This is a genomic window from Hahella sp. HN01 (genome assembly GCF_018986435.1).
In the GTDB taxonomy this organism is placed as follows: Bacteria; Pseudomonadota; Gammaproteobacteria; order Pseudomonadales; family Oleiphilaceae; genus Hahella.
This window is the reverse complement of sequence record NZ_JAHMIN010000065.1, coordinates 1-19,861: the sequence shown is the minus strand read 5'-3', so window position 1 is coordinate 19,861 and position 19,861 is coordinate 1. Positions and strand designations below refer to the sequence as shown.

The window sequence follows — 19,861 nt, the reverse complement described above, 5'->3', positions numbered from 1 at the left end:
CATGCAAGAGTAGGTCGTCGTCAGGCTCTTAATACGAAGAACCCGTCCTCGTGACGGGTTTTTTTTGCCTGAAATTTAACGTCGGGCCCTGCGCCACAACTTAGCCCCTCCCAAGTTCAGTGAAAGTCGCGCGAGGGCGACTCCAGGCCCTCCAGATGTGGCGTCATGTCTATCAACCGGTGGGCGATGACGTGAGCAACCCTCCCTTCGTCGTCCTTATCGATCTCTCCATATACCATCAGCAGTCGCGACTTGACGAGAGCGTCCATCTGCGCCATCGCGGTTTTTTTCCAGACAATGATATTGATTGAGCCAGTTTCATCTTCAAGCGTGAGAAAGGTGACTCCGGTCGAGGTTTTTGGGCGTTGTCTATTAATGACTACGCCTGCGACATGGGTCTTGAGGCCGGCTTTTTGGTTTAGCAGTTCAACCGCCGTTAAGCAGTGAGGGGGATATTGTATGTCTACTCTGTGAGCGTGGTGTGGGGTGTCTTCATGATTTAGTGGTTTTGGGCTAGTAGGAACTTTGTCATAATCGAAAGCTTCCCTTTTAATGGAAGTGGGCAAGGGCTTTGTGTATGAATGACAGATTGGTCGGAATTCTTTCTGACGGAGAATTTCATTCTGGTGTTGAGCTGGGTGAGCTTCTGGGTGTTACGCGAACTGCGGTGTGGAAGCATGTTTCGCAGTTGGCGACATATGGGTTAAAAGTCGAGACGGTTAAAGGTAAGGGGTATCGGCTTGAGCATCCTTTGCATCTGCTTGATGAGTCGCGACTGCGAGATGCTTTAGAGGGGCGTTGGAAAGATAAGCTACGTGAGTTTAACGTGGCGCATTCTGTGGGGTCCACTAACGTAGAACTTCTTGAAAGTAGTCGGGATTTGCCCTTAGGTTTATATGACATTCTCCTTGCTGAGAGGCAAACAGCTGGGAGGGGAAGACGGGGCAGGGTTTGGGTTAGCCCATTTGCTCAGAATATATATATGAGTGTAGCTGTCAGATTGCCTGGCGGATTTTCGGTTCTAAATGGTTTGAGCCTTGCGATTGGGGCTGCTGTTGCTGACGCTATAAATACTGTATGCGACATAGAAGTCTCTCTTAAGTGGCCAAATGATGTTTGGTATTCAGAGAGAAAGCTGGCGGGGCTGTTGTTGGAAGTGCAGGGTGAGCAGGAAGGGCCTGTGCATGTGGTCGTTGGCTTGGGGGTTAATGTACTTATGCAACCTGAGGCGGGTAGGGGKATCGATCAGCCTTGGACGGCATTGAATGATGCGTGTGAGGCAGGAGTGGACAGGAATCAGCTATGCGTAGCTCTGATTGATTCTGTCTTGCTTTGTCTTGAATCATATAAATCTGAGGGCTTTCTTGGCTTGAAAGGATTGTGGGATAAGTATGATTTGCTCAAAGGGCGAAAGGTAATGGTTTCGAGCGGAAATGAGTACTGGAGTGGAGAATACTTGGGTGTTTCCGAAGAGGGGTATGCGCTTGTTCGGGGTGAGGATGGGCGGCTTAGGTCCCTTGCTGGAGGAGAGATTACAGTTAGGCCTGTTTCATGAGGGAGCTCGATTTTGATGCGGGAAACTCGGGGCTAAAATGGCGTTTGGTTGAGTCCGGTCGAGTGCTGGCTCGTGGGAATGTCGACTACGGATCGACCGCGGGCAAATGGGGTATTCCTACTGAGGGGGTTGATAGGGCTCTGGTTAGTAGTGTTGCCTCGAAAGAGGTTAATGACTTTCTGCGAAAGGTTCTCAAAGATATTGCAAATGTTTTCTGGGCGAAAACGGCTCCGTCATATGGCCGATTAATTAATGCCTATAAGGATTATGCGACCTTAGGAGTTGATCGGTGGCTGGCTTTGATTGCAGCTTACAATAAGTACCCCGAGGATTTGTGTGTTATTGATTGTGGCACCGCGGTTACGGTGGACTATGTCGATAGATTTGGGGTGCATAAAGGGGGGTATATTGCTCCTGGGACTGCGCTAATGTTGAATGCTTTGAATGTGAGTACTGCGGCGCTTAAAGGGAGTTATGGAGTTGACTCTGAGATTGCTCCGGGCTGTTCCACCAGGGAATGTATTGAGAGGGGGGTGTTTTCAATGCAGAAGGCTTTTGTTCTAAGTGTGGCACGCAAGTTTGCCGAAAGCCGAGTTGTCTGCACTGGTGGAGGTGTAAGTGCTTTATTAGGGGATGACCGGGCTTATGTCTACATAGAAGAGCTGGTTTTGGATGGGTTGCGAATTGTCGGTAATGGCGTTCCTGTAAACTGATTGGGGTTGAACCTGTGCGCTGGATCTTTATTTCTCTGCTTATGTTGAATGGGCTTGTTTTCGCTGTTCAATGGCTCGAGCTGCAAAAACGAGAAGGATTGGAAGAAGTTCGTAATAGGGCGGCTTTATCTGAAACTGGCGCTAACCGCTTAACTTTACTTAGTGAAGTGGATGTGAGGGAAGAAAAGGTAGTTGTTGAGCCTGGCGTAGAAAAGGCGCCCGAAACTCCTGTCTCGAAAGGCGAGAAGCTTTGCCTTTTGATGGGGCCTTTTGAGGAGGATGCTCTTGCTCAGGGCTTGAGAATGGCTTTGGCAAAAAGGAGTGTGGAGTCGGTTGCATTTCCAAAGGGCATCAGTCTAGCGCCTGAGTATTGGGTCTATTTGGAGCCAATGGAAAGTCGTAAGACGGCGATAATAAAGCTGCGGGAACTTCAGGTGAGGAAGATTGATAGCTACCTGATTAGTCAGGGGGAGTTGCGAAATGGTATTTCTTTGGGCTTGTTCAAAAATGTAGACTCGGCGAATCGCTTGCTTAAGCAAAGAATTAGCGAAGGTTATGACGCTAAGATTAAAGAAGTTCCAAAGGGGAGGCTCGAGTATTGGGTGGCCACAAAGGATGAGGTTAACCTTCAAAATATGGCGAGAGTAGATAAAGTTTTAGATGAAAAAAATGTAAAGACAAATAAAAGGCAAATTTTTTGTAAAAGTGTTGCATCGGGTGTGGAACTTCCCTAATATAGCGGCCTCGCGAAACAGGCGAGATGTAGAGCTGGTGTAGCTCAGTTGGTAGAGCAGCTGACTTGTAATCAGCAGGTCGGGGGTTCGATTCCGTCCACCAGCTCCATTTTTTAGGGTTTCACCTTGTGGTGGGTGAGCCTGTTCTGGGAGGGGTTCCCGAGTGGCCAAAGGGATCAGACTGTAAATCTGACGCGCAAGCTTCGCTGGTTCGAATCCAGCCCCCTCCACCACTTATTCAAGTGCGGGCATCGTATAGTGGCTATTACCTCAGCCTTCCAAGCTGATGACGCGGGTTCGATTCCCGCTGCCCGCTCCACGTAAACGTAGGCACCATTGGTCACGTTGACCACGGTAAGACTACTTTGACAGCGGCCTTGACCCGCGTGTGTTCTGAAGTTTGGGGTGGTCAGGCGGTAGCGTTTGACGGTATCGATAATGCTCCAGAAGAAAAGGCGCGTGGTATCACAATCGCGACTTCTCACGTTGAGTACGAATCCCCCATTCGTCACTATGCGCACGTTGACTGCCCTGGGCACGCTGACTATGTAAAAAACATGATCACTGGTGCGGCTCAGATGGATGGCGCTATTCTGGTATGTTCCGCAGCTGACGGCCCTATGCCTCAGACTCGTGAGCACATCCTGCTGGCGCGTCAGGTTGGCGTTCCATACATCGTTGTGTTCCTGAACAAAGCGGACATGGTTGACGACGAAGAGTTGTTGGAACTGGTTGAGATGGAAGTTCGTGACCTGTTGAGTCAGTATGAATTCCCAGGTGACGACACTCCAATTATCGTTGGTTCTGCGCTGTTGGCGCTGGAAGGTAAAGATGATAACGGTATGGGCACCAGCGCTGTTAAGAAGCTGGTTGAAACTCTGGATGCGTACATCCCAGAGCCTGAGCGTGCAATTGACAAGCCGTTCCTGATGCCTATTGAAGACGTATTCTCTATCTCTGGTCGCGGCACAGTTGTGACTGGTCGTGTAGAGCGCGGCATTGTCAGAGTTGGTGAGGAAGTCGAGATTGTTGGTATCAAAGATACTACCAAGACTACCTGTACTGGCGTTGAGATGTTCCGTAAGCTGCTGGACGAAGGTCGTGCAGGTGAGAACGTTGGTGTGTTGTTGCGTGGTACTAAGCGTGATGACGTAGAGCGCGGTCAAGTATTGGCTAAGCCAGGAACTATTACTCCGCACACCGTATTTGAGTCGGAAGTATACGTGCTGAGCAAAGACGAAGGTGGACGTCATACTCCTTTCTTCAAAGGCTACCGTCCTCAGTTCTACTTCCGTACAACGGATGTGACTGGTGCGTGTGAATTGCCGGAAGGCGTAGAGATGGTTATGCCTGGCGACAACGTAAAAATGAAAGTCAGCCTGATCGCTCCAATCGCGATGGAAGAAGGTTTGCGCTTCGCGATTCGTGAAGGCGGCCGTACAGTTGGCGCTGGCGTTGTTGCTAAAATTTTCGAGTAACCTTTTTTAAGGTAGGCCAGTAGCTCAATTGGCAGAGCGGCGGTCTCCAAAACCGCAGGTTGGGGGTTCGATTCCCTCCTGGCCTGCCACCTTAAATTTTGGGTTTGGGTGGTTATGTCTTCAAACGTAGAGAAAAGTTCTGGAGCTTTCGATAAGCTGAAGTGGCTGCTTGTTGTTGCTTTGGTTGCCGTAGGGGTTGTTGGTAACTCCTTTTACGCTGATCAGTCGCTTCTTTATCGTGTGCTTGCTCTGGTTGCTTTGGCTCTGGTCGCGGGTTTCGTGGCTGTGCAAACCGAGAAAGGGAAATCTTTTTTGGTTTTGCTCAAAGAGGCGCGGATGGAGATAAGGAAGGTGGTTTGGCCAACCAGACCTGAGTTGACTCAGACAACCCTGATAGTAGTTGTTTTTGTCCTTGTAGTGGCATTGTTGCTATGGGTCATTGATTCCCTGATCAGCTGGCTCGTGTCAGGCTTAATAGGGTAGGAGAAGGCCTTTGTCTAAGCGATGGTTTGTTGTTCAAGCCTATTCCGGCTTCGAGAAGCATGTCATGCGCTCCCTTAAGGAGCGCATAGTGCTTAAAGGGATGGAAGATCAGTTTGGTGAGATCTTGGTCCCTACAGAAGAAGTTGTGGAGATGAGAGAGGGGAAGAAGCGTAAAAGTGAGCGCAAATTCTACCCGGGCTATGTGCTTGTCCAAATGGAAATGAATGACGACACTTGGCACTTGGTTAAGTCTACGTCTCGCGTGTTGGGCTTTATAGGTGGCACTCCTGATAAGCCTGCCCCAATAAGTGATAAAGAGGCTGAGGCGATTCTTCGTCGAGTTGAAAGTGGCGCTGATAAGCCCAAACCGAAGACATTGTTCGAAGCCGGTGAAGTTGTTCGTGTTATTGATGGTCCTTTTGCAGACTTTAATGGTGTGGTTGAAGAAGTCGACTATGAGAAGAGTCGGGTGAAAGTGGCAGTTCTTATTTTTGGGCGCTCAACGCCAGTCGACTTGGAGTTTAGTCAGGTCGAAAAAGATTAATGTCTACATGACGACTGCTCGCTTCGCCTTAGGTGGGGCGAGCTTTTTGTGTCTGTTCGGGGAGCACTAAGTGCGCTAAACCCATTAGGAGGAAAAATGGCTAAGAAAGTTAATGCCTATATTAAGTTGCAAGTAAAAGCCGGTCAGGCTAACCCAAGCCCACCTGTTGGTCCTGCATTGGGTCAGCACGGTGTAAACATCATGGAATTCTGTAAAGCATTCAACGCCAAGACGCAAAATCTTGAGCCTGGCTTGCCGACTCCGGTTGTAATTACTGTATACAGTGACCGTAGCTTCACGTTTATTACAAAAACTCCACCTGCTTCAGTGCTGCTTAAGAAAGCTGCTGGTATTAAGAGCGGCTCTGGCCGTCCGAATACAGAAAAGGTAGGTACAGTGAATCGTGCGCAATTAGAAGAAATTGCGAATGTTAAAATGCCTGACTTGTCTGCGGGTAGCCTCGACGCTGCTGTTCGAACTATCGCTGGCACAGCTAGAAGCATGGGTCTGAACGTAGAGGAGTAAAACGTGGCTAAGTTGACTAAGCGCCAAAAGGCGATTCGTGAAAAAGTACAAGCTGGAAAGGCATATAGTGTAGAAGAGGCCGTAACCCTCTTGGCTGAGCTGTCCGGTTCTGTGAAATTTAAAGAATCTATTGATGTTTCTGTGAACCTTGGCGTAGATGCTCGTAAATCAGACCAAGTGGTTCGTAGCTCTACTGTATTGCCAAACGGGACGGGAAAAACTGTTCGCGTTGCGGTGTTCACTCAGGGAGCAAACGCCGATAAAGCAAAAGCGGCTGGCGCTGACATCGTAGGTATGGACGACTTGGCTGAAGAAGTTAAGAAAGGCAACCTGGATTTCGATGTTGTTATCGCGACTCCGGACGCTATGCGTGTTGTTGGTCAGTTGGGTCAGATTTTAGGCCCTCGCGGTCTTATGCCTAACCCTAAAGTGGGCACCGTAACTGCCGATGTTGAGTCGGCCGTTAAGAATGCTAAAGCAGGCCAGATTCGTTACAGAACTGACAAAAATGGCATCATTCACGCTCCCCTGGGCAATGTTGAGTTCTCTGCAGAGCACATTAAACAGAATTTGGAAGCTTTGATTGCTGATCTGAAGAAGATTAAGCCTTCTTCAGCGAAAGGTGTTTACCTCAAGAAGGTCACTATTTCATCAACAATGGGTCCAGGCCTGTTGATTGATCAAAACAGCTTGGCAGTATGAATATGAAGATTTTGGTAGTCTTTCGGCATAAGCCGTAGGCTGTCCAAGACCGCAGGCTTTTCCCGGCGTAAGTCGGGAAAATTAAAAGTTCCTGCGCAGACGGCTGATAGTAGTTTTCCTGCTTAAAAGCCGTAAACGTCTCATTGAGACATAGTACGACTAACCGGCTTGGCCGGTACACATAGGAGAAATCCGGTGGCAATTAGACTCGAAGACAAGAAAGCGATTGTCGCTGAAGTCAATGAGACTGCCAGTAAGGCCTTGTCATTGGTGATTGCCGACTATAGAGGCGTAACCTCAAATAAAATGTCTGAACTGCGCGCTAAAGCTCGTGCAGAAAGCGTTTCTCTGAGGGTTGTGCGTAACACTCTGGCTCGCCGTGCTGTTGAAGGCACTGAGTATGAGTGCGCGCGTGAAGCCTTTGTTGGCCCCACAATCTTGGCGTTTTCAATGGAAGATCCAGGAGCGGCAGCTCGTCTGCTCAAGGATTATGCAAAAGAAAACGACAAGTTTGAAGTCAAGGCTCTTGCTGTTGGTGGTGAGATGCTTGGCGCTGATCAAATCGATCGTCTGGCTAAACTCCCGACAAGGGATCAGGCTCTGGCGATGTTGATGAGCGTAATGCAGGCTCCTGTCACCAAGCTCGCACGTACACTAAACGAAATTCCTTCGAAAGTGACTCGTGCGGTTGCGGCAGTTCGCGACAAGAAGCAAGAAGCGGCATAACGGTTTTTTATTTTTGGCTTTTAGGAGATTTTAGAAATGGCTCTGTCAAAAGACGATATCCTTAATGCAATCGCAGAAATGAGCGTAATGGACGTAGTTGCGCTTGTTGAAGCAATGGAAGAAAAATTCGGCGTTTCCGCTGCGGCAGCAATTGCAGTAGCTCCTGCTGCTGCTGGTGAAGTAGCAGCGGTTGAAGAAAAAACCGAATTTGACGTAATTCTGCAGTCTGCAGGCGAGAAGAAAGTGAACGTGATCAAAGTAGTTCGCGGCATCACTGGTCTGGGCCTGAAAGAAGCTAAAGATCTGGTTGACGGCGCGCCTTCAACTGTTAAAGAAGCTCTTTCCAAAGACGACGCAGAAAAAGCTAAGAAAGAACTTGAAGAAGCCGGCGCTACGGTTGAACTCAAGTAAAACTTTGCTAGCTTTAGGCTATTAAAGAAGAATTCGGCTGGCGTTTATTCAACGTCAGCCGTTTTCCGTTGTGCAAGCTATAACTTTGCGACCTAAATTTCGCACGAACCGTAATAAGCATTTGCGGTTGTCGAACTCCTTCGAGCACACCAGAGTCAGTTTGAAGAAAGCTGGGGAATATCGATGACATACTCCTATACCGAGAAAAAACGAATTCGTAAAGACTTCGGAAAGCTTCCAGCAGTAATGGACGTTCCGTACCTCCTGTCCATACAGCTAGACTCCTATCATGATTTTTTACAGCAAAGCGTAGCAATTGAAGACCGGCAGGAAGTCGGCTTACATGCTGCGTTCAAGTCGGTATTTCCAATTGTCAGCTTTTCGGGAAATGCGGCCCTAGAATATGTAAGTTACCGGCTGGGCCAGCCCGTATTTGATGTAGCTGAATGTCAGCTGCGAGGCGTAACCTATGCGGCGCCATTAAGAGTTAAAGTTCGCTTGATTATCTATGATAAAGAGTCGTCCACCAAGGCGATTAAGGATATCAAGGAACAAGAAGTGTATATGGGAGAAGTTCCGTTAATGACTGAAAACGGGACTTTTGTTATCAATGGAACTGAGCGTGTCATCGTATCTCAGCTTCATAGATCTCCAGGCGTATTTTTCGACCACGATAAAGGTAAGACTCACTCTTCAGGCAAGTTGCTCTACTCCGCGCGCATCATTCCTTATCGCGGCTCATGGCTTGACTTTGAGTTTGATCCTAAGGACTGCGTGTTCGTTCGTATTGACCGTCGTAGAAAGTTGCCAGCGACAATACTTTTACGCGCTCTGGGATATGCTGCTGACGAAATGCTCGAAATGTTCTTCGAGAACAGCCTGTTTGAAGTAGAAGGCGGCGAATACTTTTTGGATTTGGTTCCTAGCCGTTTGCGCGGCGATATCGCTATCTTTGAAATAAAAGATGACGAAGGCAACCTCATTGTAGAAGAAGGACGTCGGGTTACGGCCAGACATATTCGGCAAATGGAAAAGGCGGGCCTGAAGCGTCTGCGCGTTCCAAGCTCCTATTTATTAGGCAAAGTTACCGCAACTAATATTGCTGACCCATCAACTGGGGAAGTTATTGTTGAGTGTAATACTGAAATTACTGACGACGTTATCGAGAAGTTCGAAAAAGCAGGCATTAAAAGAATCGAGACGCTTTATACCAACGACTTGGATTGCGGACCCTTCGTTTCTGATACTTTGAGAATCGATGCAACGCGCTCTCAGTTGGAGGCTTTGGTCGAAATTTATCGAATGATGCGTCCGGGTGAGCCACCGACGAAAGAGTCGGCGGAAAACCTATTCAACAACCTGTTCTTTTCCGAAGAGCGCTACGACCTCTCCGCTGTTGGACGCATGAAGTTCAATCGCCGACTGGGGCGCGAGGAAACAGAGGGGCTGGGCGTACTGAGTCATTCAGATATCATTGATGTTTTGAGGACGTTGATAGATATCCGTAATGGTAGGGGAGTGGTGGATGATATTGACCACCTTGGTAACCGTCGTGTTCGTTCCGTCGGCGAGATGGCTGAGAATCAGTTCCGTGTAGGATTGGTTCGCGTTGAACGTGCTGTGAAAGAGCGTCTGAGCATGGCTGAGTCTGAAGGACTTATGCCTCAAGACTTGATCAACGCCAAGCCGGTTGCTGCAGCTGTAAAAGAGTTCTTTGGATCCAGCCAGCTGTCCCAGTTTATGGATCAGAATAACCCTCTGTCTGAAGTGACGCATAAGCGCCGGGTTTCTGCTTTAGGGCCGGGCGGTTTGACTCGTGAGCGCGCAGGTTTTGAAGTGCGCGACGTACATCCGACTCACTACGGGCGTGTTTGTCCTATCGAGACACCTGAAGGTCCAAACATCGGTTTGATCAACTCTTTGGCGACCTATGCCCGCACAAACACTTACGGTTTCTTGGAAAGCCCTTATCGTAAAGTTGTTGACGGCTTGGTAACTGACGACATTGAGTACCTGTCGGCTATAGAAGAAAGCGACTATGTCATTGCCCAGGCAAGCGCTGCAGTTGACGAAAACGGACGTTTGATTGATGAGTTGGTAACAGTTCGTCATAAGAATGAATTTACCGTAATGCCGCCGGAAAAAGTGACTCTGATGGATGTATCTCCCCGTCAGGTTGTATCTGTAGCGGCGTCTTTGATCCCGTTCTTGGAGCACGATGATGCTAACCGAGCTTTGATGGGATCGAACATGCAACGGCAGGCAGTGCCTACACTGAAGGCGGAAAAGCCTTTGGTTGGTACAGGTATGGAGCGTTACGTGGCTCAGGACTCTGGCGTGTGCGTGGTTGCACGGCGCGGTGGGGTTGTTGTTAGCGTTGACGCTGCTCGTATCGTAGTTCGCGTGAGTGATGATGAAACTGAGGCTGGAGATGCTGGGGTTGATATCTACAACCTTACCAAATACCAGCGCTCCAACCAGAATACCTGTATCAATCAGCGTTCCCTGGTGATGGAAGGTGATGAAGTTGCACGTGGCGACGTACTTGCCGATGGCCCCTCTGTTGATTTGGGTGAGCTGGCTCTGGGTCAAAACATGCGTATCGCATTTATGCCGTGGAATGGTTACAACTTCGAGGACTCCATCCTTGTTTCTGAGCGAGTTGTACAGGAAGACCGGTTCACCACAATCCACATTCAGGAATTAACCTGCGTTGCAAGGGATACCAAGCTGGGGCCAGAAGAGGTCACTGCTGACATTCCCAATGTAGGTGAAAGTGCATTGGCGAAGTTGGACGACTCCGGAATTATCTACATCGGTGCTGAGGTTGAACCAGGCGATATCCTGGTTGGTAAGGTAACGCCAAAAGGCGAGACGCAGTTAACTCCAGAAGAGAAACTGTTGCGCGCTATCTTTGGTGAGAAAGCGTCTGATGTGAAGGATACTTCCCTGCGCGTATCGACGGGTATGCGTGGAACCGTTATCGATGTGCAAGTCTTCACTCGTGATGGCGTTGAGAAAGATCAGCGTGCGAAGGAAATCGAGCAGACCGAACTGAATAAATTCCGTAAAGATCTTAACGATGAATATAAAATCGTTGAGGGCGCGACGTTTGAACGCTTGCGGTCTGCGCTGCTGGGACAGTCCGTAATTGGTGGTCCTGGCTTGAAGAAAGGGGACGCGCTGACAGAAGTTCACTTCAACGCATTCGAGAAAGAGGAATGGTTCAAGCTGAACATGGCGGACGAGCAGCTAAATGAACTGCTTGAGAAGGCGGAAGGTCAGTTGCAAGAGCGTCGCAAGAGTATCGAAGACCGTTACGAAGATAAGAAGCGCAAGCTGCAGTCAGGCGATGACTTGGCTCCAGGCGTTTTGAAAATTGTTAAGGTCTATGTTGCTGTGAAGCGTCGTATTCAGCCTGGTGACAAAATGGCGGGAAGACACGGGAACAAAGGTGTTATCTCTGCGATCAAGCCAGTTGAAGATATGCCTTACGATGAGCAGGGCAACCCGGTCGATATCGTATTGAACCCGTTGGGCGTACCGTCCCGTATGAACGTGGGACAGGTTCTTGAAACTCACTTGGGCGCTGCGGCGAAAGGACTTGGAGATAAGATCAACAGGATGTTGGCGGAGCAGAAGCAAGCTGCGGAAATTCGCAAGTTCCTGCACGAGATTTATAACGGGATCGGCGGACGCAACGAAGATTTAGACTCATTGTCCGACTCTGAAGTTCTGGTATTGGCGGCCAACTTGAAGAAGGGCGTGCCTATGGCTACACCTGTTTTCGATGGCGCCAAAGAGAAAGAAATCAAAGAGATGCTGCGTCTTGCGGACATGGATGATAGCGGGCAGGTTTGGCTGTATGACGGTCGTACCGGCGAGCGCTTCGAACGTCAAGTCACTGTAGGCTATATGTACATGCTGAAGTTGAACCACTTGGTCGACGACAAAATGCATGCTCGTTCTACTGGCTCTTACAGTTTGGTTACGCAGCAGCCGTTGGGCGGTAAAGCTCAATTCGGTGGACAAAGGTTCGGGGAAATGGAGGTCTGGGCGCTGGAAGCATATGGCGCAGCGTATACGTTGCAGGAAATGCTTACGGTTAAATCCGATGACGTTAATGGCCGTACGAAGATGTACAAAAACATCGTAGACGGCGATCACCGCATGGAGCCAGGTATGCCAGAGTCCTTTAACGTATTGGTTAAAGAGATCCGCTCTTTGGGTATCGATATCGAGCTCGAGGCCAACTAAGACGCGGCATGAACCTTCACAAACACCCGCAACCGGAGAGAGGGGCGGGTGTTTGCTGCGAACCGAATTAACTAAGGGGCGAGAAGATCGCTTCTATTGATCAGTCAGAGGCCTTAGCCAATGAAAGATTTGCTGAACTTACTTAAAAATCAGAACTACGCTCACGAATTTGACTCGATTCGTATCTCCTTGGCGTCGCCTGATATGATCCGTTCATGGTCATTTGGTGAAGTCAAAAAGCCCGAAACTATTAATTATCGAACTTTCAAGCCAGAAAGGGATGGTCTTTTCTGCGCCAAAATTTTCGGCCCAATCAAAGATTATGAATGTCTTTGTGGGAAGTATAAGCGTCTCAAGCATAGAGGCGTTATTTGTGAGAAGTGCGGCGTAGAAGTTGCTCCAGCCAATGTTCGTCGTGAGCGCATGGGGCATATTGAATTGGCCTCGCCAGTTGCGCATATCTGGTTTTTGAAATCTTTGCCTTCGCGTATCGGTTTGCTGCTGGATATGACCCTGCGGGATATCGAGCGCGTTTTGTATTTCGAATCATTTATCGTCATTGATCCAGGCATGACTACCCTTGAGAAAGGGCAGCTGCTTTCGGATGAGCAATATTACGAAGCGTTGGAAGAGTTCGGAGATGAATTTGACGCACGTATGGGCGCCGAAGCAATCCAAGGGCTGCTGGCTGATTTGGAGTTAGAGGACGAAATTGAACGTCTTCGCGAAGAAATTCCTAATACTAACTCCGAGACTAAGATCAAAAAGCTATCCAAGCGTTTGAAGCTTATGGAGGCTTTTGCAGAGTCTGGAAACCATCCAGAATGGATGATCCTTACTGTGTTGCCGGTTTTGCCACCGGATTTGCGTCCGTTGGTGCCTCTTGACGGTGGTCGATTCGCTACAAGCGATCTGAATGACCTGTATCGTCGCGTCATCAACCGAAATAATCGTCTGAAGCGCCTATTGGAGCTGAATGCTCCCGACATCATCGTGCGTAACGAGAAGCGGATGTTGCAGGAGTCTGTGGACGCGCTATTGGATAACGGTCGTCGTGGTCGTGCGATAACTGGTTCTAATAAGCGTCCGTTGAAGTCTTTGGCTGATATGATCAAAGGTAAGCAGGGTCGTTTCCGTCAGAACCTTCTTGGTAAGCGGGTTGACTACTCTGGTCGTTCCGTAATCGTTGTGGGGCCGACGTTGCGTCTGCATCAGTGCGGTTTGCCGAAGAAAATGGCGCTTGAGCTATTTAAGCCATTTATCTTCTCCAAGCTTGAGCATCGTGGTCTGGCTACAACGATTAAAGCAGCCAAGAAGATGGTTGAGCGTGAAGAGGCTGTGGTTTGGGATATTCTGGACGAAGTTATCCGGGAGCACCCTGTTATGTTGAACCGCGCGCCAACTCTTCACCGGTTGGGTATTCAGGCTTTCGAACCTGTTCTGATCGAAGGTAAGGCGATACAGCTGCATCCGTTAGTGTGTACAGCATATAACGCTGACTTTGACGGCGACCAGATGGCTGTTCACGTACCTCTGACGCTGGAAGCTCAGTTGGAAGCGCGAGCGTTGATGATGTCTACAAACAACATCCTTTCGCCAGCTAACGGGGATCCTATTATTGTTCCTTCGCAGGACGTTGTTCTTGGTCTCTACTTTATGACCAGGGAGCGAGTTAATGCGAAAGGCGAGGGAATGGTTTTCTCCGATATCAAGGAAGTTCAGCGCGCCTACGGAGCTAAGAAAGTTGATCTTCAGGCGAAGGTCAAGGTGCGGATTCGCGACGTCGTAATTGACGAAGATCGCAATAAGACAGTCACTGTGTCTGTGCTGGATACGACTGTTGGTCGAGCGATACTGTTTGATATTTTCCCTGAAGGCCTCGCGTTCTCGTTGGTTAACCAGAACATGACCAAAAAGGCGATTTCACGTCTTATTAACGCTTGCTACCGTCGAGTTGGTCTAAAGGAAACGGTCATTTTTGCTGACCAGATCATGTATACCGGCTTTTATTACGCGACTCTCTCCGGTGCATCGATTGGTGTGAACGACTTCGTTATTCCTGATGAAAAGGCGAAGATTATTGACGCTGCGGAAAATGAAGTTAAAGAGATCGAATCGCAGTTCGCTTCCGGTCTGCTAACTCAGGGTGAGAAATACAACAAGGTTATTGATATTTGGTCGCGGGCTAACGATAAAGTTTCCAAAGCGATGATGGATCGTCTTGGAAAAGAAAAGGTCATTAATAAAGACGGTAAAGAAGTCGATCAGGACTCCTTTAACTCTGTTTATATCATGGCTGACTCTGGTGCGCGGGGTTCTGCGGCTCAGATTCGTCAGTTGGCTGGTATGCGTGGTCTGATGGCGAAGCCCGATGGATCCATCATCGAGACGCCAATTACGGCTAACTTCCGGGAAGGTCTGAACGTTCTCCAGTACTTTATTTCTACGCACGGTGCGCGGAAGGGTCTGGCGGATACGGCATTGAAAACTGCTAACTCTGGATACTTGACTCGTCGTTTGGTTGACGTCGCCCAAGACTTGGTTGTAACTGATTTGGATTGCGGTACTTCCGAAGGCCTGCTGGTTACTCCTCATATTGAGGGGGGCGACGTTGTTGTTCCTTTGGGTGATCGAGTGCTGGGGCGTGTCACGGCAAGTGATGTTTACTCTGCATCCGACAACCAAAATGTTGTTGTGCCTGCGGGAACATTGCTTGATGAGACTACTGTAGAAACGCTTGAAAAGGCTGGTGTTGACGAGATTCTGGTTCGCTCTCCTATTACTTGCGAAACCAAATATGGCGTTTGTGCAAGCTGTTATGGTCGTGATCTGGCGCGTGGTCACTTGGTTAACGTCGGTGAAGCTATTGGGGTAATCGCTGCTCAGTCTATCGGTGAGCCTGGAACCCAGCTGACGATGCGTACCTTCCACATTGGTGGTGCGGCATCGAGAGCTTCTGCAGTCGATAACATTCAAGTTAAGCATGGCGGAACCGTCCGCTTGCATAACCTTAAGCACATCGAGAGAAAGAATGGCAATCTGGTTGTTGTCTCTCGATCATCCGCTTTGGCGATTGCGGACGAAGCTGGCCGTGAAAGAGAGTGGTATAAGCTTCCATACGGCGTTGAGCTGAGCGTGAAGCAAGGTCAGCAGGTTGCGGCAGGCGAAATCGTCGCTAAATGGGACCCGCATACGCACCCGATTATCACAGAGGTTGGCGGTAAAGCGATCTTTGTTGGCGTTGAAGAGGGTATTACTGTTAAGACCCAGACAGATGAAATTACAGGTCTGTCTAACATTGAGGTAATGGATCCGAAAGATCGCCCTGCTTCTGGAAAAGATATTCGTCCGATGCTGCAATTGCTGGATGCTAATGGCAAGGAGATGAAATTCCCAGGCACCGATACGCCGGTACAGTACTTCCTGCCTCCAAACTCACTTTTCAGCTTGAAGAATGGGGATGTTATTGAAGTTGGTGATGTAATTGCGCGGATTCCGCAAGAGTCATCTAAGACACGCGATATTACAGGTGGTCTGCCACGAGTTGCTGACTTGTTCGAGGCCCGTAAGCCTAAAGAACCGTCAATTCTCGCTGAAATTTCAGGGATCGTTTCATTTGGTAAAGAAACCAAAGGCAAGAAGCGTCTTGTTATTACGCCAACCGATAATACTGATCCGTTTGAGATTTTGATTCCTAAATGGCGTCAGCTGAACGTATTTGAAGGTGAGAGCGTAGAGAGAGGGGAAGTTATCTCTGATGGCCCATCTAATCCGCACGACATCTTAAGACTGTTGGGCGTAGGTGAGCTGGCCAAGTACATCATTAACGAAATTCAAGACGTATACCGTCTCCAGGGCGTTGTTATAAACGATAAGCATATTGAAGTTATCGTGCGCCAAATGATTCGTAAGGTTGATGTATTGAGCTCTGGAGATACCACTCTCATTAAAGGCGATCAGGTTGAACTGGTAAAACTTCTGGAAGAAAACGAGAAAGCAGAAGAAGAAACGAAGATGCCAGCGCGCTACGAGCGAGTATTGCTGGGTATAACTAAAGCATCTTTGGCGACAGAAAGCTTCATTTCTGCTGCATCGTTCCAGGAGACTACCCGAGTTCTTACTGAGGCAGCTGTAACTGGTAAGCAGGATCACCTGCGTGGTTTGAAAGAGAACGTGGTTGTAGGTCGACTTATTCCTGCTGGAACTGGGTCTGCTTACCATCAAGAAAGAAGACGCAAGCGTATGCAGAAGGAAGGCGGCGTTAGCGCGGCGGATGTTGTTCAGGCGTTGAGCGCAGAACTGAATAAATAATCTGCAATGTCGAAGGCGACTGGTGGTTTTTTAGCCTCAGTCGCCTTGACTCGTTGAATGGGCGTCAGTACACTTGGCGCCCTTATTATAGTTGGGCACTAAATATCTATCTGTTGTTAACGGAGTAAGCTTGAATGGCAACCATTAACCAATTGGTACGCAAGCCTAGAAGCCGCAAAGTCGCGAAAAGCGATGTTCCTGCGCTTCAAGGTTGTCCGCAGCGTCGCGGAGTATGTACCCGTGTGTATACGACTACCCCGAAAAAGCCGAACTCAGCTTTGCGGAAAGTTTGTCGTGTTCGTTTAACCAATGGCTATGAAGTAACTTCCTACATTGGTGGTGAAGGTCATAACCTGCAAGAACACAGCGTAGTGCTGATTCGTGGCGGCCGGGTAAAAGACTTGCCAGGCGTACGCTATCACACTGTACGTGGAACTTTGGATACTGCTGGCGTAAACGATCGTAGACAGGGTCGTTCTAAGTACGGCGCCAAGCGTCCGAAGTCTTGATCATAGTTGTTGGATAAGAGTAAGGCTGGCTGGCTTGGAGTCATGTCAGATTTACCTGAAGACCTTTTTTATTTTTGAGGGCTTATCATGCCAAGAAGAAGAGTCGCTGCGAAGCGTGAAATCCTGCCGGATCCTAAGTTCGGAAGTAAGAAGCTGGCTAAGTTTATTAACCACGTAATGGAAAGTGGTAAAAAGTCAGTGGCGGAGCGTATTGTTTATGGTGCTCTGGATATTGTGTCCAACAAAGCCAAAAAAGAGCCAATTGAAACATTTGAGCTTGCTCTGGAAAACATTCAGCCTCTGGTTGAAGTTAAATCCCGTCGTGTAGGTGGCGCCACCTATCAGGTGCCAGTAGAAGTTCGTCCATCTCGTCAAATGGCGCTATCCATGCGCTGGTTGGTTGAGTACTCCCGTAAGCGTGGTGAGAAGTCCATGGCTGCACGTCTGGCGGCTGAGATGCTGGAGGCTGCTGAAGGTCGTGGAGCTGCTGTCAAGAAGCGTGAAGACGTCCATCGTATGGCGGAAGCTAACAAGGCTTTCTCCCATTACCGTTTTTAATATTTGGAGTAATTAATCGTGGCACGTAAAACTCCCATAGAGCGCTACCGTAATATCGGTATTTGTGCTCACGTTGACGCAGGTAAAACTACGACAACGGAGCGTGTTCTGTTTTATACCGGTCTTTCTCATAAGATTGGTGAGGTGCACGACGGCGCAGCAACAATGGACTGGATGGAGCAGGAGCAAGAGCGCGGTATTACTATTACTTCCGCGGCGACGACTTGTTTCTGGGCTGGTATGCAACAGCAGTTTGATCAGCATCGCGTCAATATTATCGATACCCCAGGGCACGTTGACTTTACAATTGAAGTTGAGCGCTCGCTGCGAGTTCTTGATGGCGCAGTAGTTGTGCTATGTGGCTCTTCTGGTGTACAGCCTCAGACAGAAACTGTATGGCGTCAGGCCAACAAGTACGAAGTTCCACGCATGGTGTTCGTGAATAAAATGGACCGTGCGGGCGCTAACTTTTTGCGTGTTGTTAAGCAGCTGAAAGATCGTTTAGGCGCCACTCCAGTTCCCCTTCAGATGACCATTGGCGCTGAAGATGAGTTTAAGGGGGTGGTTGACCTGGTTAAGATGAAGTCGATCATCTGGAACGAAGCTGATCAAGGTATGACTTTTGAGTATCAGGACATTCCGGCTGATCTTCAAGAGACGTGTGACAAGCTTCGTGAGCAATTAGTTGAAGCTGCTGCTGAAGCTAATGACGACTACATGAATAAGTACCTGGAAGAAGGCGAGTTAACTGAGGAAGAAATCAAGGCTGGCATTCGTGCTCGCACCTTGGCTAACGAGATTGTTCCTGTATTGGGTGGTTCTGCATTTAAGAATAAAGGCGTTCAGGCGGTGCTTGATGCTGTTATTGAATATCTGCCTTCGCCAACAGAAGTTAAGGCGATTGAGGGTATTCTTGATGACGGAGAGACTGTCGCAGTTCGCAAGTCTGACGATAATGAGCCGTTTTCAGCACTGGCGTTTAAGATTGCAACGGACCCATTTGTTGGAACATTGACTTTTATTCGCGTTTACTCAGGTGTTCTGGAATCGGGTACGGGTGTCTATAACCCTGTTAAGAGCAAGAAAGAGCGGATTGGTCGGATGGTGCAAATGCACTCGAACAACCGTGAAGAGATCAAAGAGGTTCGCGCTGGTGACATTGCTGCGATGATTGGTCTTAAAGATGTTACAACTGGTGATACTTTATGTGATCCAGATAACATCATTACTCTAGAGCGCATGGAATTCCCGGATCCAGTTATCTCTGTTGCAGTAGAGCCTAAGTCTAAGGCGGATCAAGAGAAAATGGGTATTGCTCTGGGCAAGTTGGCTCAGGAGGATCCATCTTTCCGTGTTAAGACTGACGAAGAGACTGGTCAAACTATTATCTCGGGAATGGGCGAGTTGCACCTTGATATTATCGTTGACCGTATGCGTCGCGAGTTCAAGGTTGAGGCGAATATTGGTAAGCCTCAAGTCGCGTACCGTGAGGCTATTCGCAATACCTGCGAAATCGAAGGTAAATTTGTTCGTCAGTCAGGTGGTCGTGGTCAGTATGGTCACGTCTGGATCAAGTTTGAGCCGCGCGCAGAAGGCGAGGGGCTGGAATTTGTGAATGAGATTGTGGGTGGTGTGGTTCCGAAGGAATATATTCCTGCAATTCAAAAGGGTATCGAAGAGCAGATGCAAAACGGTATTCTGGCTGGCTATCCTTTGTTGGCTTTGAAAGCGACTGTTTTTGATGGATCCTACCACGACGTTGACTCTAACGAGATGGCGTTTAAAATTGCCGCCAGCATGGCTACCAAGCAGCTTGCGGGCAAGGGTGGTGCCGTACTGCTTGAGCCTATTATGAAGGTTGAGGTGGTCACTCCTGAAGAAAATATGGGTGACGTAGTAGGTGATTTGAACCGGCGTCGCGGCTTGATTCAGGGTATGGATGAAAGCGTGTCTGGTAAGGTTGTGAATGCAGAGGTGCCTTTGGCTGAAATGTTTGGCTACGCCACTGATCTGCGCTCAGCGACTCAGGGTCGTGCGACATATACTATGGAGTTTGCTCAGTATGCAGAGGCTCCAAACAATGTTGCTGAAGCTATTATTAGTGCACGTAGCAAATAGTTTAATCATTCGTAGTTGAAACTTTTTAGAATAGTGATTTAGAGAGGAACTGACTGTGGCAAAAGAAAAGTTTGARCGYAGYAAGCCKCACGTAAACGTAGGCACCATTGGTCACGTTGACCACGGTAAGACTACTTTGACAGCGGCCTTGACCCGCGTGTGTTCTGAAGTTTGGGGTGGTCAGGCGGTAGCGTTTGACGGTATCGATAATGCTCCAGAAGAAAAGGCGCGTGGTAT

Annotated in this window: 16 protein-coding genes, 4 tRNA genes and 1 pseudogene; 20 read left to right on the top strand and 1 reads right to left on the bottom strand. The window is 48.7% G+C overall.

What is annotated here, in order from left to right:
* Positions 1–116 precede the first annotated feature (116 nt).
* Complete coding sequence (locus KP814_RS31050) at positions 117–566, bottom strand: OB-fold nucleic acid binding domain-containing protein (protein ID WP_253938761.1); 450 nt, start codon at positions 564–566, stop codon at positions 117–119.
* An 11-nt stretch (positions 567–577) separates the two neighbouring features.
* Here KP814_RS31050 and KP814_RS31045 point away from each other — a divergent pair, with 11 nt between their 5' ends.
* The 20 genes and pseudogenes from KP814_RS31045 to KP814_RS30950 all read left to right on the top strand — a co-directional run.
* Positions 578–1,555: a biotin--[acetyl-CoA-carboxylase] ligase gene (locus KP814_RS31045; RefSeq protein WP_216740416.1), complete on the top strand. Its 978-nt coding sequence runs from the start codon at positions 578–580 to the stop codon at positions 1,553–1,555.
* Positions 1,552–2,268 (top strand): type III pantothenate kinase, encoded by a 717-nt coding sequence (locus KP814_RS31040; RefSeq protein ID WP_216740415.1) that lies wholly within the window; start codon positions 1,552–1,554, stop codon positions 2,266–2,268. Before KP814_RS31045 ends, KP814_RS31040 begins: the two co-directional genes overlap by 4 nt.
* A gap of 14 nt (positions 2,269–2,282) precedes the next feature.
* Entirely contained in the window at positions 2,283–3,002 is a 720-nt protein-coding gene (locus KP814_RS31035; RefSeq protein ID WP_216740414.1) for a hypothetical protein, read from the top strand.
* 33 nt (positions 3,003–3,035) lie between these two features.
* Positions 3,036–3,111, top strand: a tRNA-Thr gene (locus KP814_RS31030).
* A 40-nt stretch (positions 3,112–3,151) separates the two neighbouring features.
* A tRNA-Tyr gene (locus KP814_RS31025) sits at positions 3,152–3,235 on the top strand.
* Between the two features lie 11 nt (positions 3,236–3,246).
* Positions 3,247–3,321, top strand: a tRNA-Gly gene (locus tag KP814_RS31020).
* Positions 3,320–4,480 (top strand): annotated as a pseudogene (gene tuf / locus KP814_RS31015) (elongation factor Tu); the annotation flags it as partial. The gene KP814_RS31020 and the pseudogene tuf, both read left to right, overlap by 2 nt.
* A gap of 13 nt (positions 4,481–4,493) precedes the next feature.
* A tRNA-Trp gene (locus tag KP814_RS31010) sits at positions 4,494–4,569 on the top strand.
* Positions 4,570–4,594: 25 nt separating this feature from the next.
* Complete coding sequence (secE, locus tag KP814_RS31005) at positions 4,595–4,963, top strand: preprotein translocase subunit SecE (protein ID WP_127973671.1); 369 nt, start codon at positions 4,595–4,597, stop codon at positions 4,961–4,963.
* 10 nt (positions 4,964–4,973) lie between these two features.
* On the top strand, positions 4,974–5,507 hold the full coding sequence (nusG, locus tag KP814_RS31000) for a transcription termination/antitermination protein NusG (protein WP_127973670.1): 534 nt from the start codon (positions 4,974–4,976) through the stop codon (positions 5,505–5,507).
* A gap of 96 nt (positions 5,508–5,603) precedes the next feature.
* On the top strand, positions 5,604–6,032 hold the full coding sequence (rplK, locus tag KP814_RS30995) for a 50S ribosomal protein L11 (RefSeq protein WP_127973669.1): 429 nt from the start codon (positions 5,604–5,606) through the stop codon (positions 6,030–6,032).
* A gap of 3 nt (positions 6,033–6,035) precedes the next feature.
* Positions 6,036–6,734: a 50S ribosomal protein L1 gene (gene rplA / locus KP814_RS30990; protein WP_216740413.1), complete on the top strand. Its 699-nt coding sequence runs from the start codon at positions 6,036–6,038 to the stop codon at positions 6,732–6,734.
* A 195-nt stretch (positions 6,735–6,929) separates the two neighbouring features.
* The gene (gene rplJ / locus KP814_RS30985) at positions 6,930–7,460 is read left to right on the top strand and encodes a 50S ribosomal protein L10 (protein ID WP_216740412.1); all 531 of its coding nucleotides are present in this window, start codon (positions 6,930–6,932) and stop codon (positions 7,458–7,460) included.
* A 36-nt stretch (positions 7,461–7,496) separates the two neighbouring features.
* Positions 7,497–7,871, top strand: coding sequence for a 50S ribosomal protein L7/L12 (gene rplL, locus KP814_RS30980; RefSeq protein WP_216740411.1), 375 nt, complete (start codon positions 7,497–7,499; stop codon positions 7,869–7,871).
* A 183-nt stretch (positions 7,872–8,054) separates the two neighbouring features.
* The gene (rpoB, locus tag KP814_RS30975) at positions 8,055–12,128 is read left to right on the top strand and encodes a DNA-directed RNA polymerase subunit beta (RefSeq protein ID WP_216740410.1); all 4,074 of its coding nucleotides are present in this window, start codon (positions 8,055–8,057) and stop codon (positions 12,126–12,128) included.
* A 120-nt stretch (positions 12,129–12,248) separates the two neighbouring features.
* A complete protein-coding gene (gene rpoC, locus KP814_RS30970; RefSeq protein WP_216740409.1) occupies positions 12,249–16,439 on the top strand; it encodes a DNA-directed RNA polymerase subunit beta' in 4,191 nt (1,396 codons plus the stop codon).
* 134 nt (positions 16,440–16,573) lie between these two features.
* A complete protein-coding gene (rpsL, locus tag KP814_RS30965; protein ID WP_127973663.1) occupies positions 16,574–16,948 on the top strand; it encodes a 30S ribosomal protein S12 in 375 nt (124 codons plus the stop codon).
* 87 nt (positions 16,949–17,035) lie between these two features.
* On the top strand, positions 17,036–17,506 hold the full coding sequence (rpsG, locus tag KP814_RS30960) for a 30S ribosomal protein S7 (RefSeq protein ID WP_011399924.1): 471 nt from the start codon (positions 17,036–17,038) through the stop codon (positions 17,504–17,506).
* Between the two features lie 18 nt (positions 17,507–17,524).
* Complete coding sequence (gene fusA / locus KP814_RS30955) at positions 17,525–19,624, top strand: elongation factor G (protein WP_216740408.1); 2,100 nt, start codon at positions 17,525–17,527, stop codon at positions 19,622–19,624.
* Positions 19,625–19,679: 55 nt separating this feature from the next.
* The coding region (locus tag KP814_RS30950; protein ID WP_371824106.1) for a GTP-binding protein at positions 19,680–19,861 on the top strand (182 nt) is incomplete at its 3' end.